Source organism: Tateyamaria sp. (assembly GCF_039945315.1).
Taxonomy (GTDB): domain Bacteria; phylum Pseudomonadota; class Alphaproteobacteria; order Rhodobacterales; family Rhodobacteraceae; genus Tateyamaria.
Window position 1 is genome coordinate 17,362 of record NZ_JBDUXB010000015.1, and the last position, 15,239, is coordinate 32,600.

Annotated in this window: 11 protein-coding genes and 1 pseudogene; 6 read left to right on the forward strand and 6 right to left on the reverse strand. The window is 57.9% G+C overall.

Features of this window, described 5'->3' with window-relative positions; genetic code table 11:
- Positions 1–2 precede the first annotated feature (2 nt).
- Positions 3–842: an ABC transporter permease subunit gene (locus ABJD00_RS04175; RefSeq protein ID WP_413848462.1), complete on the forward strand. Its 840-nt coding sequence runs from the start codon at positions 3–5 to the stop codon at positions 840–842.
- A 73-nt stretch (positions 843–915) separates the two neighbouring features.
- Positions 916–1,491 carry a TetR/AcrR family transcriptional regulator gene (locus ABJD00_RS04180; RefSeq protein ID WP_413848464.1) on the forward strand — a complete coding sequence of 192 codons (576 nt, stop codon included), beginning with the start codon at positions 916–918 and terminating at the stop codon, positions 1,489–1,491.
- Between the two features lie 9 nt (positions 1,492–1,500).
- Here the strand turns inward: ABJD00_RS04180 and ABJD00_RS04185 are convergent, their stop codons facing one another.
- On the reverse strand, positions 1,501–2,235 hold the full coding sequence (locus ABJD00_RS04185; RefSeq protein ID WP_413848466.1) for a cupin domain-containing protein: 735 nt from the start codon (positions 2,233–2,235) through the stop codon (positions 1,501–1,503).
- Positions 2,236–2,424: 189 nt separating this feature from the next.
- Between ABJD00_RS04185 and ABJD00_RS04190 the strand changes: the two genes are divergently transcribed.
- Genes ABJD00_RS04190 through ABJD00_RS04205 form a run of 4 tightly spaced genes read left to right on the forward strand, consistent with a single transcriptional unit; the run spans position 2,425 to position 11,049 of the window.
- Complete coding sequence (locus ABJD00_RS04190; protein ID WP_413848468.1) at positions 2,425–4,467, forward strand: FAD-dependent oxidoreductase; 2,043 nt, start codon at positions 2,425–2,427, stop codon at positions 4,465–4,467.
- A gap of 3 nt (positions 4,468–4,470) precedes the next feature.
- Positions 4,471–6,519 carry an FAD-dependent oxidoreductase gene (locus ABJD00_RS04195; protein ID WP_413848470.1) on the forward strand — a complete coding sequence of 683 codons (2,049 nt, stop codon included), beginning with the start codon at positions 4,471–4,473 and terminating at the stop codon, positions 6,517–6,519.
- Between the two features lie 13 nt (positions 6,520–6,532).
- Entirely contained in the window at positions 6,533–9,103 is a 2,571-nt protein-coding gene (locus ABJD00_RS04200) for an FAD-dependent oxidoreductase (protein WP_413848472.1), read from the forward strand.
- Complete coding sequence (locus ABJD00_RS04205; RefSeq protein ID WP_413848474.1) at positions 9,100–11,049, forward strand: FAD-dependent oxidoreductase; 1,950 nt, start codon at positions 9,100–9,102, stop codon at positions 11,047–11,049. Before ABJD00_RS04200 ends, ABJD00_RS04205 begins: the two co-directional genes overlap by 4 nt.
- Positions 11,050–11,053: 4 nt before the next feature.
- Here ABJD00_RS04205 and ABJD00_RS04210 read toward each other — a convergent pair whose 3' ends face one another.
- The 5 genes and pseudogenes from ABJD00_RS04210 to ABJD00_RS04230 all read right to left on the reverse strand — a co-directional run.
- Positions 11,054–11,296 carry a MoaD/ThiS family protein gene (locus ABJD00_RS04210; protein ID WP_413848476.1) on the reverse strand — a complete coding sequence of 81 codons (243 nt, stop codon included), beginning with the start codon at positions 11,294–11,296 and terminating at the stop codon, positions 11,054–11,056.
- Positions 11,297–11,298: 2 nt separating this feature from the next.
- On the reverse strand, positions 11,299–13,563 hold the full coding sequence (locus ABJD00_RS04215; RefSeq protein ID WP_413848478.1) for a xanthine dehydrogenase family protein molybdopterin-binding subunit: 2,265 nt from the start codon (positions 13,561–13,563) through the stop codon (positions 11,299–11,301).
- Positions 13,560–14,042: a (2Fe-2S)-binding protein gene (locus ABJD00_RS04220; protein WP_413848480.1), complete on the reverse strand. Its 483-nt coding sequence runs from the start codon at positions 14,040–14,042 to the stop codon at positions 13,560–13,562. Before ABJD00_RS04220 ends, ABJD00_RS04215 begins: the two co-directional genes overlap by 4 nt.
- The gene (locus tag ABJD00_RS04225; RefSeq protein WP_413848482.1) at positions 14,039–14,902 is read right to left on the reverse strand and encodes an FAD binding domain-containing protein; all 864 of its coding nucleotides are present in this window, start codon (positions 14,900–14,902) and stop codon (positions 14,039–14,041) included. The genes ABJD00_RS04220 and ABJD00_RS04225 overlap by 4 nt, the downstream gene beginning before the upstream one ends.
- A 147-nt stretch (positions 14,903–15,049) precedes the next feature.
- Positions 15,050–15,239 (reverse strand): annotated as a pseudogene (locus ABJD00_RS04230) (IS6 family transposase); the annotation flags it as partial.

Here is a 15,239-nt window from a genome sequence, read left to right on the forward strand (position 1 = left end):
CCATGCATGCAAGACGCTCCCGCTTTTTGACTATAATGCTGACACTGGGTTTGGCGTTCTTCTACGTGCCCATGATCATGCTGGTCATCTATTCGTTCAACTATTCCAAGATCGTGCCCGTGTGGGGCGGCTGGTCCCTGCGGTGGTACAAAGAACTGTTTGCTTCCGAAGAGGTCTGGAGCGCGGTTGTATTAAGTCTCAAGATTGCCGTGATAAACGCGACTTTCGCGACGATGCTTGGCGCATTGGCAGGCCTCGCGATGGTGCGCTTTGGCCGATTTAAGGGGCGGACGCTGTTTGGCGGGATGATTGTCGCGCCACTGGTCATGCCAGAGGTCATTACCGGCTTGTCGCTGCTAGTATTCTTCATCACGCTGAACCAGTTATTCGGCTGGCCCTCTGAACGCGGTTTTGTGACGATCACAATCGCCCATATCACCTTTTCGATGGCCTACGTCGCGGTTACGATTCAAGCACGCCTGACAGGCATGGGCCAAGACCTCGAAGAAGCAGCGGCGGATCTGGGGGCTAAACCGTTCAAAGTTCTGACCGCCATTACGCTGCCACGGCTGACCCCTGCGCTGGTGTCGGGTTGGTTGCTGGCGTTCACCTTGTCATTGGATGACTTGGTGATTGCCAGCTTTGTGACCGGACCAGGTGCCAACACCTTGCCTATCTTGATTTTCTCGCGCATTAGGGTCGGTCTGAGGCCGGACATCAATGCGCTGGCGACAATAATTATTTTGGTCATTTCAGTGTGCGTCGCCACCGCAGCGATCCTCATGTTCCGCCAGCAGCGCGCCGAACTACGTGACCGGAAAATGGCCGAGGGTCTGGAGTAGAAGATTGAGCGATACGGCACCCGCCCCTAGACGCCGCACAGCACCACGCGAAATTCGCCGCAAGCAGCTTATTATGGCGGCCATAGACTCCATCTCAAAGCGGGGTTTTGCGGAAACAACGCTGCGCCATGTCACGGAAAAGGCCAAGCTGTCACATGGCGTCGTAAACTATCACTTCGACAGCAAGGAAGCGCTTTACGACGCGACTTTGGGCTTTCTCGCCCAAGAACACTATGCGATTTGGACGCAATACTTAAATGCGGTGGGACCGTCGGCAGCCGAGCGGCTTGAAGCCATTGTGCGTGCGGATTTCGACAAAAAAATCTGCACCCGCAAACGGCTTGCGGTGTGGTTCGCGTTTTGGGGGCAGGCAAAGTATCGCCCCAACTATCTCAAGATACACAACAGTTTCGACAACGAACGGCATGATGAAATCATCGCCTGTTGTACCGAAATGACCCCCGAAGGCGCAGATCAATCAGCTGACGTTGCGCGGGCCACACGGATCATCGAATCTATGGTAGATGGCGCATGGCTGTGCCTGATGCTGTATCCGGACGTCACGGACCGCGACGTGTCGCGCGATGATTGCCTGCATTCACTGGCGCGCATGTTTCCCGACCATTTCCCAAACACACCCAGCCCGTGACACATCCGGCTATACATCAACCTGAGCATAGTATTTTTTGATATACGTCGGCACCTGCCAGCGGCAGACCGTCCCTTTGGGGATAAAGAAACAATCCCCCGCTTTGACCGTATGCACTGAGCCGTCTTTTTCGGTGATGGTTGCCGATCCTTCGATAACGCGCACAAACTCATGTACGGAAAACGGCTCCATCTCGAAATCCGCAGCCTCACAAGACCACAGCCCCACGGTCATATTTCCAGCATCATTCGTGAACCCGACATGGTCACGCTCAATTGGTTCGTTCGGTTTTGAAGCAATCGTGAGCGGCGTGTCAGGATCAACCACGACCACCGCACCATTGGCGTTTTCAATCTTTGGGGTCTCGGCGTTGGGATCAGCAAGGGTGATAAAAAACTTCTTGAGGTATCCCTCCTGTTTCCAGCTCATCGGAGCACCATTGCGAAAGGCAACACAATCGCCCTGCCCTGCGGGCTGCGCCGCACCGTCCCCATCAATCATCAAGAAACGACCCTCAAGCACCCAGACAAATTCGTCCCCCGGATAGGGCCCAAACACCTCTTGCATTGTTGTTGTGTCCCAAACCCCCACCGTCAAACCAATGGCCGGATCCTCAAAATACAGGTGCCAGTTTTGTACAGGAAGCGGTGATTGGAAATCCGCGGCATCCAGTTCCAAAGGTGTCAGACCAGCCCCATCAGGGCCATTGGCGAACAGATGAATTAGACGTGGCGATTGTGTCATTGGAAACCTCTTTCTTGCGCAGGATGATGGCAGGCAGTGCACGTTATTATGTTCTTGACTCACTGCTAATTGCAACAAATGATTGAATGATCATTCAGATAGATCGGAACCCTTAAACCCCTGATCCATCTTACTTTTAACGATATCTATTGCAGGAAATACTCCGAGATAGTGCAAGGGAACCCTCACATGAGCCGCGATCCACGATTTGATATTCTGTTTGAACCGGTCAAGATTGGCCCTGTCACCGCGCCGAACCGTTTCTATCAAGTGCCCCATTGCAATGGGATGGGGCACCAGTTCCCTTCCTCTATGGCGGGCATGCGCGGCATGAAGGCCGAGGGCGGTTGGGGCGTCGTGAACACCGAAGAATGCGAAATTTCGTTCACGTCCGAGTTGACCCCCGCCATTGAATGCAGGCTTTGGGACGACAGCGACATTCCCGTGCTCGCCAAGATGGTTGACAAAATCCATGCACATGGCGGTCTTGCAGGGATCGAACCTGCGCATCTGGGGGCCGGAGTTGCCAATCATTTCAGCCGCGAAATTCCAATGGGCCCCGCCGCGCGCCCGATTGATTTGACCGACCCTGTCTACGCCCGCGCTATGGACAAGGCCGACATCAAGGCCTTCCGCAACATGCACATCGATGCGGCCCTCAGATCCAAGAAGGCCGGATTTGACATTGTCTACGTCTATGCGGGCCACGACATGACAACGCTGATGCATTTCCTGCAGGCCGATCGCAACGACCGCAGCGACGAATACGGTGGCAGCCTTGAGAACCGTGTGCGCCTGTTGCGCGAAGTGATCGAGGACACCAAGGACGCCATCGGTGACACCTGCGCCGTAGCCGTGCGCCTTGCCGTGGATGAAATGAAAGGGCCAAGCGGCATTTCCAGCAATGGCGAGGGGCGCGAGATCGTTGAAATGCTGGCAGAACTGCCCGATCTTTGGGACGTGAATGTCAGCGGATGGGAAAACGACAGCGCCACATCGCGTTTCAGCGACGAAGGCTACCAAACAGGATATGTCCAGTTTGTTAAGCAGGTCACCACCAAACCCGTGGTTGGTGTCGGGCGGTTCACGTCCCCTGACACGATGGTGTCGCTGGTCAAAAACGGTGTGCTTGATCTGATTGGGGCTGCGCGTCCGTCCATTGCCGACCCGTTCCTGCCCAACAAGATCAAAGAGGGGCGTCTTGAGGATATTCGCGAATGTATTGGCTGCAACATCTGTGTGACGGGTGATTTTCTGGGCCATCCCCTGCGCTGCACGCAGAACCCCACGATGGGTGAAGAATGGCGCAAAGGATGGCATCCAGAAAAGATTGCACCGAAATCGGCCGATGAAAGCGTGCTGATCGTCGGCGGCGGCCCCTCTGGTCTTGAGGCCGCCCGCGCTTTGGGTCAGCGCGGGTATGACGTGACGCTGGCCGAAGGCCGCGATGTTTTGGGTGGTCGCGTGCTTGTGGAAAGCCAGCTGCCGGGGTTGAGCCAATGGCGCCGCGCCACGGATTACCGCGAATACCAGATCAGCCAGATGGCGAATGTGTCCACCTACCTCAACAGCCCGCTGACCGCCAATCAGGTCGTGGAGTTTAAAGCAGACCATATCGTACTCGCCACCGGATCAACATGGGACACAACAGGCATTGGCCGCACCAACAGACGCGCTATTGCAGGTAATGATAGTGGTGTCGTCATGAGTGTTGACGCAATTTGCGCAGGTGCAACACCCGAAGGCCCCGTGGTAATTTTTGACGATGATTACTACTACATGGCGGGTTTACTGGCCGAAATGCTGCGGATCGCAGGGCATGATGTGACCTATGTGACCCCACTGGCAGATGTGTCACACTGGGCGCACAACACAATGGAACAGGGGCGCATTCAGGCACGGCTGATCGAATTGGGCGTCACCATTATCCCCCATCATAACCTGCATGCCATTCACAAGGATCATGTGGAATTGGCTTGCGTTTTTACAGATACGGTCAAGACCCACCCGAGCGGCAGAGTCATTCCCGTCGCGATGCGCAACCCGACGCTGGGGCTTTTTGCGGACCTGCAAGGACGCGCCAAATCCTTGACGCGGATCGGTGATTGTCATGCCCCCGGCACGATTGCCGCCGCAATCTACGAAGGCCACCGATATGCGCGCGAACTGGGCGAGGTACCTGTCGATGGTGTGCCTTTCAAGCGCGAGCTTCCTGCGCTGGCCGTGGATTAACCTATGGGGCGCGATCCGCAATATGATGTGTTGTTTGAGCCGGTAAAGATCGGACCCGTCACAGCCAAAAACCGCTTTTACCAAGTGCCGCATTGCAATGGCATGGGCCGCAGTTATCCGTCCTCTATGGCCGAGATGCGCCGCATCAAAGCCGAAGGCGGCTGGGCCGTTGTAACCACTGAGGAGGTGGAAATTCACCCCTCAGGCGATCACTCCCCTTGGATGGGCGGGCGTTTGTGGGAAGACCGCGACATCCCCGTGCTTGCGCGGATGTGCGACGCGGCCCACCGACATGGCGCACTTGCAGGCTGCGAGCTGAACCACGCAGGCGTCATGGCCGCCAATCGCTACAGCCGAGATGTGCCCTTGGCCCCCAGCCACACACCCATCGCCCTGCCCGACCCTGTGCAAGCGCGCGCAATGGATCTGACCGACATCCGCCTACTCCGCCAGTGGCACCGCGAAGCCGCTTTGCGCGCCAAACAAGCGGGCTTTGACATCATCTATGTCTATGCAGGGCACCAACTGTCGACGATTTCGCATTTCCTGTCGCCCTATCGCAATCGCCGCTCTGATGCCTATGGCGGCAGTCTGGAAAACCGTGCCCGACTGTTGCGCGAAGTGCTGGAAGACACCCGCGATGCTGTAGGTGATACCTGCGCCGTTGCCATCCGTCTTTCCGTGGATGAGTTGATGGGCGCAGATGGCATTTCCAGCGATGGCGAAGGCCGCGAATTGGTCGAAATGCTGGCGGAGGAGACTGATCTTTGGGACGTGAACATCAGCGGTTGGGAAAACGACAGCGCCACATCGCGATTCAAGGCGTCAGGCTACCAAGAGGAGTATATCGGTTGGGTCAAATCAGTAACGTCCAAACCCGTTGTCGGCGTCGGGCGCTATACCTCGCCTAATGCAATGGTATCACTGGTCAAAAAGGGCGTGCTCGATTTCATTGGCGCGGCCCGCCCGTCGATTGCAGATCCGTTCCTGCCCAACAAGATCAGCGAAGGCCGCATCGAAGACATCCGCGAGTGCATCGGATGCAACATTTGTGTATCGGGCGACAATACGTTCGTGCCGATCCGCTGCACCCAAAACCCGACTATGGGTGAAGAATGGCGCAAGGGCTGGCATCCCGAAAAGATCGCGCCTGCCCCCGCCAAAGAGAGTGTTCTGATCGTAGGAGCCGGACCATCTGGATTGGAAGCCGCGCGTGCATTGGGTCAACGGGGGTATGCGGTCACACTCGCGGACCGCGCCACGGAATTGGGCGGACGTGTCCAAGCGGAACGCCGTTTGCCGGGCTTGGCCGAATGGGGTCGCGTGGTGGACTACCGCACATGGCAGATCGGCCAGATGAATAATGTTGAGGTATTTCTGGACAGCGAGATGAACGTTCAAACTGTTCAAGAATTCGGGGCTGATCATGTGGTCTTGTCGACGGGGTCTAAATGGACCCGCGACGGCATTGGGCGCGAAAACCCACGCGGGATAGGTGCCACTTCAAATGTCCAGATCATGACACCCGATGACATCATGGCGGGAAAACGCCCGGGCAGAACCGTGGTGATTTTCGATGACGATCACTTCTATATCGGTGGTCTGATCGCCGAAGTGTTGTGCAGAGACGGGTGCGACGTGACCCTTGTGACGCCGGCGGCTCATGTCTCAGAATGGACCTATGAAACCCTCGAACAGCACCGCATTCAGGCGCGGTTGATGAAGATGGGCGTCAAAGTGTTTTTGTCCCATAACGTCACCCACATAGGTACGGATACTGTCACGATCGCCTGTGGTTACACGGATAGCGAAACTACCTTACGGGCAAATGCCACCGTCTTGATTACCATGCGGTCGCCCAATGATGCGCTGTATCACGACCTAAGCGATGTCGCCCTTCCGTCCCTCGCCCGTATCGGCGATTGCCTTGCGCCCAGCACTATCGCGGCTGCAGTCTATGCAGGCCACCGCTATGCCCGTGAACTGGGTGAAACCGACCTGCCCAACGTGCCTTTTCGCCGTGAACTTCCCGCCCTTGCACCGCTCGACTGACCGGAGACCCCAGATGCCCCAAGACCCGCGCTACAACCCGCTGTTCCAGCCCCTGAAAATCGGGCCTGTGACTACAAAAAACCGCTTCTTTCAGGTGCCACACTGCACGGGAATGGGCCATCTGCGCCCCCGCATGCTGGCCGACATGCGCGAGGTTAAAGCAGAAGGGGGGTGGGGTGTGGTTTGCACCGAATATAACTCAATCCACCCGTCGTCGGATGATCTCAAACATGTGTCAGCCTCGCTTTGGAATGACAGCGACGTGCGTGCGCACCGCCTGATGACCGATAAAATCCATGCATATGGTGCCTTGGCAGGGGCCGAACTTTGGTATGGCGGATCGCGCAGCGCCAATCTGATGACCCGTGAAGTGGCGCTTGATCTGGATTCGATGCCGAATGTCGTTGGCCACCCGTTTCAGACCCGCGCCATGGACAAGAGCGACATCAAGACCTTTCGCCGTTGGCACCGCAATGCCGCGATCCGTGCGCGGGATGCAGGCTTTGACCTGGTTTATGTCTATGCAACACATGGCTATCTGCTGGCCAATTTCCTTGACCCGCGCCGCAACACGCGCGGCGACGAATATGGCGGCAGCATGGAAAACCGCACCCGCTTGGTGCGTGAATTGATCGAAGAAACCAAAGACGCCGTGGGTGACAAATGTGCCGTTGCCGTGCGCTTTGCCGCCGATGAACAGATCGGCAAGGACGGTGTCCCGATCACCGGAGAGCGGCGCGACATGTTCGAGATGCTCGCCCCCCTTCCTGACCTTTGGGACATAAACATCGCCGATTACATCGTTGAGATGGGCGTGTCGCGGTTCACCAAAGAGGCCGCACTCGAACCTTATATGGATTTTGTCAAATCGGTGACGGACAAACCTGTTGTGACCGTGGGGCGCTTTACCTCGCCGGATGCGATGGTCAGTCAGATCAAGCGTGGCGTGACCGATTTGATCGGGGTCGCGCGTCCGTCCATCGCCGATCCGTTCTTGCCTGCCAAAATCGAAGGCGGAGATGTCGACAGCATCCGTGAATGCATCGGCTGCAATATCTGCTATTCTGGCGACAGCCTTGGCGTGCCGATCCGCTGCACACAAAACCCCACGATGGGCGAAGAGTGGCGCAAAGGCTGGCACCCTGAAAAGATCGCCGCAAAGGGCAGTGAGGCAAGTGTTCTTGTCGTTGGCGCAGGGCCCGCCGGGCTTGAGGCGACGCGTGCCTTGGGCAAACGCGGTTACAAAGTCATGTTGGCTGAGGCGACGCAGACTTTGGGCGGTCGTATCCCGCGCGAGGCGGCGTTGCCGGGAATGTCAGAATACAACCGCGTCCTCGCCTACCGCGAACAACAAATCAGGCAAATGCCCAATGTAGATGTTTATCTCGACAGCCCACTATCGGCCAAAGACGTCCATGAGGTTGGCGCAGATCACGTGGTCCTCGCAACTGGGGCATCATGGCGCAGCGAACGTTATGATGGGAACCGCTATGTGTCCGTCGCATCTGAGGGCACCACACCCACCATTCTAACTGCCGACGACATTATGGACGGCAAAATCCCCGATGGTCCGACGATCGTTTATGACGAAGACGGTTATTACCTTGGCGGCGTGATCGCCGAGAAAATCCGCGCAAACGGCGGGGCGGTCACGTATGTAACGCCTGCTGACGCAGTGTCCCAATGGGCCGAGAACACATCAGAGCGGTGGAAAATCCGCACCCATATGATGCGGCTCGGGATTGGAATTGAGTTGTCTAAATCGCTCCAAAGCTTTGATGGCACAGTAGCTACTTTGGCGTGTGAGTATTCTGGGGATCAAACGACGCTCGCTGCTGCTTCGGTCGTGATGGTGACCTACCGCAAAACCAATGATGATCTTTACCACGATCTTGTGGCGGGCGCAGACGGGGATGCATCCACCCTGCCCTTTACCTTGACGCGCATCGGCGATTGCGAGGCCCCTGCGATCATCGCGGCAGCCGTCTATGCGGGCCACAAATACGCCCGCGAGCTGGACGCCCCCATTGATCCCGATGACCCCCTGCGCCACGACCGTCTTGACGTGGGTGAAACACCCGAAGGGACATATTTGAACGGGATTGCCCCAGCGGATGCGAGCGCCGAATACCTTCGCATCCTCAAAGACTACTACGAAGAGGAAATCGAAGGGGAGGCGTATTTCAACGCATTGGCAGACCGCCAGCCAGAGCATCATCAAAAGCTAAAGATGCGCCTATTGGCCCAAGTCGAAGCCTATACTGCCGCCGCTGTCGCGCCATTGCTGGCACAATACAATATTACGCCGCGCGACACAGCCAGTTTGCATGCATCGGGCAAGGTGATGGCCAGCAAAGAGCCTGAAAACTGGGAGGACCTCTTGGCAAAGATGCGCACCCTCTTTCCCGGTTATGTCGAAGATTTCCAGAACCTCGAAGCACTTGCTCCCCCACAAGACTTACCGCTCTTGAAGGTGTTCACGGCACATGAAGTCGCCGCCGTCGCCTTTCTGGATGCCGAGGAAAAAGAGGCAACTGACAGTGATGCGCCGCTCTGGCATTATCTGTCCACGGGTACGGCATGAAAACCCTTCTCAGTCCGCTCACCATCAACGGCCATACGCTGCGCAACCGGATTTTTTCCACGGGGCATATGGCGGTGATGTTGAAGGACAATCTACCGACTGATCGTATGGCGGCCTATCACACGGCCCGCGCACAGGGTGGTGCAGGCTTGATCATCATCGAGGCCGCACGTGCGCATGTATCAGGTATGTCTGGCAGACCCGCCATTCGCGCCTATGAAGATGCCTGCATTCCGGGTTACGCCCACATTGCGAACGCATGCCAACGCCACGGCGCCAAGGTTTTTGCGCAACTCACGCATCCGGGTCGCGAAATGACAAAGGCGGCCGACGGTACGCAGGCAGTCGCCCTTGCGCCGTCCGCCGTGGCCACCGAACGTTTTCATGTGATCCCCCGCGAAATGAACACAGCCGAGATCGAAGACATCATCGAGGGATTTGCCTCCGCCGCCACACGGTTGCGCAAAGCGGGCTTGGACGGTATCGAAGTTGTCGCCTCACATGGTGTACTCGCCTCTCAATTCCTGAACCCGCATGTGAACCTGCGCACGGATGCTTACGGCGGATCGGACCAAAACCGCCTGCAGTTCCTGGTCGATGTCTTGCGTGCCGTACGCCGGGGTGCGGGGCCGGATTTGGTTGTGGGCGTGCGGTTGTCGATTGACGAAAAGGAACACGACGGCCTTGAGCCAGATCAAATGGTCACAGTCGCCAAGGCGCTCGCTGATCAAAAGCTGGTGGATTATCTGAACGTGACCGCAGGCACGTCAGCAGGCTTGGCGGGGTCCACACATATCGTGCCACCTATGACATTCGAGACAGGGTATACCGCCCCCTTGGCCGCGACTGTGCGGGCGAATGTGGACGTTCCTGTGTTCGTTGCAGGGCGTATCAACCAACCCCAGATCGCGGAGGCTGTCCTTGCGTCTGGACAGGCGGACATGTGCGGCATGACCCGTGCGCTGATCGCTGATCCGCAGATGCCAAACAAGGTTATTGCCGGAACACTCGACGGCATTCGCGCTTGCGTTGCCTGCAATCAAGCCTGCATCGGTCATATGCTTGGCGGGTATCCGATCTCATGTATTCAGCATCCTGAAACGGGGCGCGAATTGGAGTTTGGCACGCTTACCCCTGCCGCCCCGCCCAAGAAGGTGTTGGTGATCGGTGGCGGTCCTGCGGGCCTCAAAGCTGCTGCGATTGCGGGGACACGCGGGCATGACGTGACCTTGCTTGAGGCCGACGGCACATTGGGGGGACAAGTGCGCCTTGCCCAAATGTTGCCCGGCCGCGCAGAATTTGGCGGCGTTACCACTAATTTGGAACGTGAGGCGCGCACTGCGGGTGTGGATATCCAGCTGAACGCACGCGCCACTGCTGAAACCATCGAAGATCGCGCACCCGATGCGGTGATCCTTGCGACAGGTGCCACACCGCGTGGTATAAAGATTGAAGGCGTCACTGAGGGCCACGTCGTCGAGGCATGGGATGTCATTTCCGGCCGTGCAAACATCGGCAGCCGGGTGGCAATCGCCGATTGGCGGGGCGATTGGATCGCGCTGGGGCTGGCCGAGATGTTGGCGCAACATGGCTGCCACGTACGCTTGGCGGTCAACGGCATGACGGCTGGCCTGTCCATCCCGCAATACGCGCGCGATGCTTGGCTCGGAAAGCTGCACACTCTCGGGGTTGAGGTTATGCCCTACCTGCGCCCCTACGGCGTTGATGAGGACAGCGCCTATTTTCAACACACCCTCAGCGGGGAACCTGTGGTGTTTGACGGGGTGGATACACTGGTCACATCACTGGGCCATGCGTCAGAAGATACCCTCACAAAAGCGATGGCCGCCGCAGGTCATCATGTCATCCCCATCGGCGATTGCCTGAGCCCGCGCACGGTAGAAGAGGCCGTATTGGAAGGTTTGCAAGTCGCAGCAAACCTCTAACCCGCTACCCCCCTGCCAAGCGACGCATCAAGAACACTTCAGCCCCTTCAGGGATCGTTTGGGACCAGGCGTCGCGGTAGATCGTGCCATTGATCGCGACCGCAACGCCACTTTTTATAGGACCTTCCAATGCTGGGTAGCGCTCTCGCAACTTGCGCAGCATCTCCCGGATCGTGGTGGCGTCGACGATGACATGCTCTTGATTGTCGGCCAATGGTCGCAGACCGGCCCAGAGCGTCACCGTCACCACTATTCCTTTGCCCGTGCGTTCAACGCCGCCAGTATGCGCGGCGGTGATACGGGGATATGCGTCATCCGCACATCCACGGCATCCGACACCGCATTGGCAACCGCAGCCAACGGCGGAACGATAGGCGTCTCTCCCACGCCGCGCACACCGTAAGGATGCAGCGGATTGGGGATCTCAAGGATCTGCGTGTCGATCATAGGCAGATCCGAGCAGACAGGAATGCGGTAATCAAGGAAGCCGGGGTTTTGCAGACGCCCATCGTCACCATAGACGTATTCCTCGTTCAACGCCCAGCCGATGCCCTGCGCCGCACCACCTTGGTACTGGCCTTCGACATAGGAAGGATGCACCGCCTTGCCCGCATCCTGAATGACGGTGTAGCGGATCACACGAGCGGTGCCTGTTTCGGGGTCCACTTCGACATCGCAGATATGCGTCCCAAACGAGACACCCGCACCATCCGCGACCAGCTCACTGTGGCCCGCAATCGGGCCGCCGGTGTTGCCCGCCTCTGCCGCGATCTCTTTCAACGACAACGGTGCGCGGTTGCCGTGCTTGTCGCCAACAGCCTTTGCAGTGCCGTCTTCCCAGACGACGTCTTCCACCGGAATTTCCCACATCAACGCAGCGCGCTCGCGAATGACTGTGATCGCATTGCGGGCCGCCGAAATCGTCGCCATGGACGACGAGAACGTGCCACGGCTGCCGTCAGTCATGTCATTGTAGCCCAGCGATGATGTATCCGCGACAATCACTTTGACGTGGGCATAAGGGATGCCCAGCTCTTCGGCTGCGATCAAGGATAGGGACGCGCGCGAGCCGCCAACATCAACAGTACCCACGGCAATCGTCACCGTGCCATCGGCCCCGATGTTGAGGTCCGAACAGGTCTGACCCCCAAAGTTGAACCAAAAACCGCAGGCCATGCCACGCCCTCGGTTCTTGCCCAAAGGTGCCAACATATGCGGGTGCGCTTTGGCGGCATCCAACGTCGGCCCAATGCCAATGGGGCCATAAACCGGCCCATAAGAAGACCGCGAGCCTTCTTGCGCGGCGTTCTTTATCCGCAACTCAACTGCGTCCATGCCAATCGCATGGGCCAGCTCGTCCACTGCACTCTCAACCGCGAAGGCGGCCATCGGTGCAGAAGGTGCGCGGTAAGCCGCGACTTTGGGCCGGTTGACCACAACTTCGAACCCGACGGTTTTGACGTTTTCCAGATCGTAGCACGCGAAGGATGTCATCGCGCCCAGCTCCGCCCACATGTCGGCATAAGGCCCGCTGGTATAGCGCAATGTTGCGAGACCAGCGGTGATTTTACCGTCCTTGGTCGCACCGATTTTGACGTCGATCGATGTGGCACTTGTGGGACCAGACGCGCGAAACACCTCTTCGCGGGTCATCACCAGTTTCACAGGCCGCCCCGCTTTTCGCGAAAGCGCCAGCGCCACAGGCTCGGCCCAGACATGGGTCTTGCCGCCAAAACCGCCACCGATTTCCGACGACGTGACACGCAGCTTTGACACCTCAAGCCCCAATAGGTCCGCGCAATTCTGGCGATACACAAAGTGTCCTTGCGTGCAGACCCACAGGTCCGCTGTGCCGTCACTGTTGCAATTGGCGACGCAGGCGTGCGGCTCAATGTACCCCTGATGGGTTTGTTCGGTTTTGTAGGTCCGTTCGATCATAACATCGGCTTTTGCAAATCCCGCGGCCACATCGCCGTGCCCAAATTCAGAGCGGTTCGCGACGTTCGACGGTTTGGTGGGCACCGGATCAACGCCCGAGGTAAAGATGCTTTCATTCAGCAAAGGCGCATCGGGGGCCATTGCCGCATCCACATCGACCACATGGGGCAACACGTCATATTCGACGTCGATCAGTTTTAGCGCCGCACGCGCCACCGATGCGTTGATTGCAGCCACTGCCGCAACAGCATGGCCGTCATACTTGGCCTTCGTACGGGCCAGACAATTATCAAGGATCGCGAAAAGCGCCTCGTCCCCATCCGACAAATCCGGAAGGTCAGCCGCAGTCACCACGGCTTTGACACCTTTCAGGGCCTCGGCCTTGGAGGTATCGATGGACACGATCCACGCATGCGCGTGAGGGCTGCGCAAGACGCGGGCCACCAACTGGCCGGGCATGTCGAAGTCCGCACCGTACCGCGCCCGGCCTGTCACTTTGTCGACCCCATCGGGCCGCAAAACCCGCGTGCCAACGGATTTCAGATCTTTATCATTAAAGCTGGGATCAAAAGTCATGCGCTTGCTCCTCTCATCTCGGCGGCGGCGTCTTGCACTGCGCGCACGATTTTGTCGTACCCGGTGCAGCGGCACAGATTGCCCGCCAGCCAGAACCGGATTTCTTCTTCGCTTGGGTCTGGATTGACCTCAAGCAATGCTTTGGCCGCCACCAAAAAACCGGGTGTGCAGATGCCGCATTGAAGGGCAGCGTGTTCAATGAACTTTGTCTGAAGCGGGTGCAGGTCTTGACCGTCCGACATGCCCTCAATGGTCTCAACGTTGCGGCCTTGGGTTTCCGCCCCCAGCACGAGACAGGAGCACACAACGCGCCCGTCCATCATGGTGCTGCACGCGCCACAATCGCCCGTGCCACAACCTTCTTTGGCGCCCATAAGGCCAAGGCGGTTGCGCAGAACATCCAGCAGCGTCTCATCTGCATTGCAGAGAAATTCAACATCATCCCCGTTAATGGTCGTGGTTACGGCTATAGAAGTCATTGTGTGCCTCCTGCGCGGGTGTACGCGAGTGCGGCAGCGCGACGCCCGAGCACGCCCGCCACCTGATTTCTAAATTCTACTGTTCCGCGTTTGTCAGCGATCGGGTTACTCGCCGCCGCGCAAGCAGCCTCAACCGCCTTCAGCGTGGCGTCATCGAGCATGCTGCCCACAAGAGCCGTCTCTGCGGTGTCGACGGTTAGAACACTTGGGGCAACCGCGCCCAACGCGACCCGCGCCGTCTGCACGGTGCCTTCGGCGTCTACCGTTAGGCTGACCGCCGCCCCCACCACGGCGATGTCCATCTCGGTACGCGGGGTAAAGCGCAGATACGCATCACCGGAATGCGCCTCAGGTTTGGGCAACAAAACCGCCTCGATGATTTCACCCTTTGCAAGGGATGTCTTGCCCGGTGCAGTCGGAATATCCACGACAGCAACGGTGCGCGCGCCTTTGGGCCCAACAATCCGCGCATGCGCATTTGCAGCGACCATCGCAGGCACGCTGTCAGCAGCTGGTGATGCATTGCACAAATTGCCCGAGATCGTGCAGCGCGACTGGATCTGGGTGGAACCGATCAGATTAGCTGCTTCGACCACCCCGGGCCAAGCTGCAACCAGTGCGGCATGTTCACCGAGTGCGGCACACGGCACCGCGGCACCAATGACAAATCCATCAGCGGTCTCGTGGATCTGATCCATACCCGCGATGGATTTAAGATCGACGACAAGATCAGCGTCAAAATGATCCGCTTTCATACGCACCAACAGGTCCGTGCCCCCCGCAAGCACAAAGGCGGGCCCCTCAGACCCCACCAACAAGTCTACTGCGTTTTCTATTGTCGTCGGATTTTCGTACCGCATCGCCACCCTCCCTTGGATGTGCCTTTTATGACATCGATCGATCATTGATTGGATGATCAGTCAATTCGCACCCTTTGCACAAGTCCGAAATGACGGTGCTGGCAGACTAATTCGAACCAGTCTCTACAAGGACAGTGACACTGTCCATTAACTCGCGCCAAGACCACGCCACTCAGCCAGAGCGGCGGCGCGGTTGAGCTTGAAATTCGGTCTCTTTGAAAGGCTGCGTTCCTGATTAAAGTGATGGTAGACTGAAGCGTGGACGGCGGCGAACTTCTGCAAACTTCGCATACGCCTGAAACGCAGCATCGCCCGCTCTCGTCGTCGGAACGGCAGA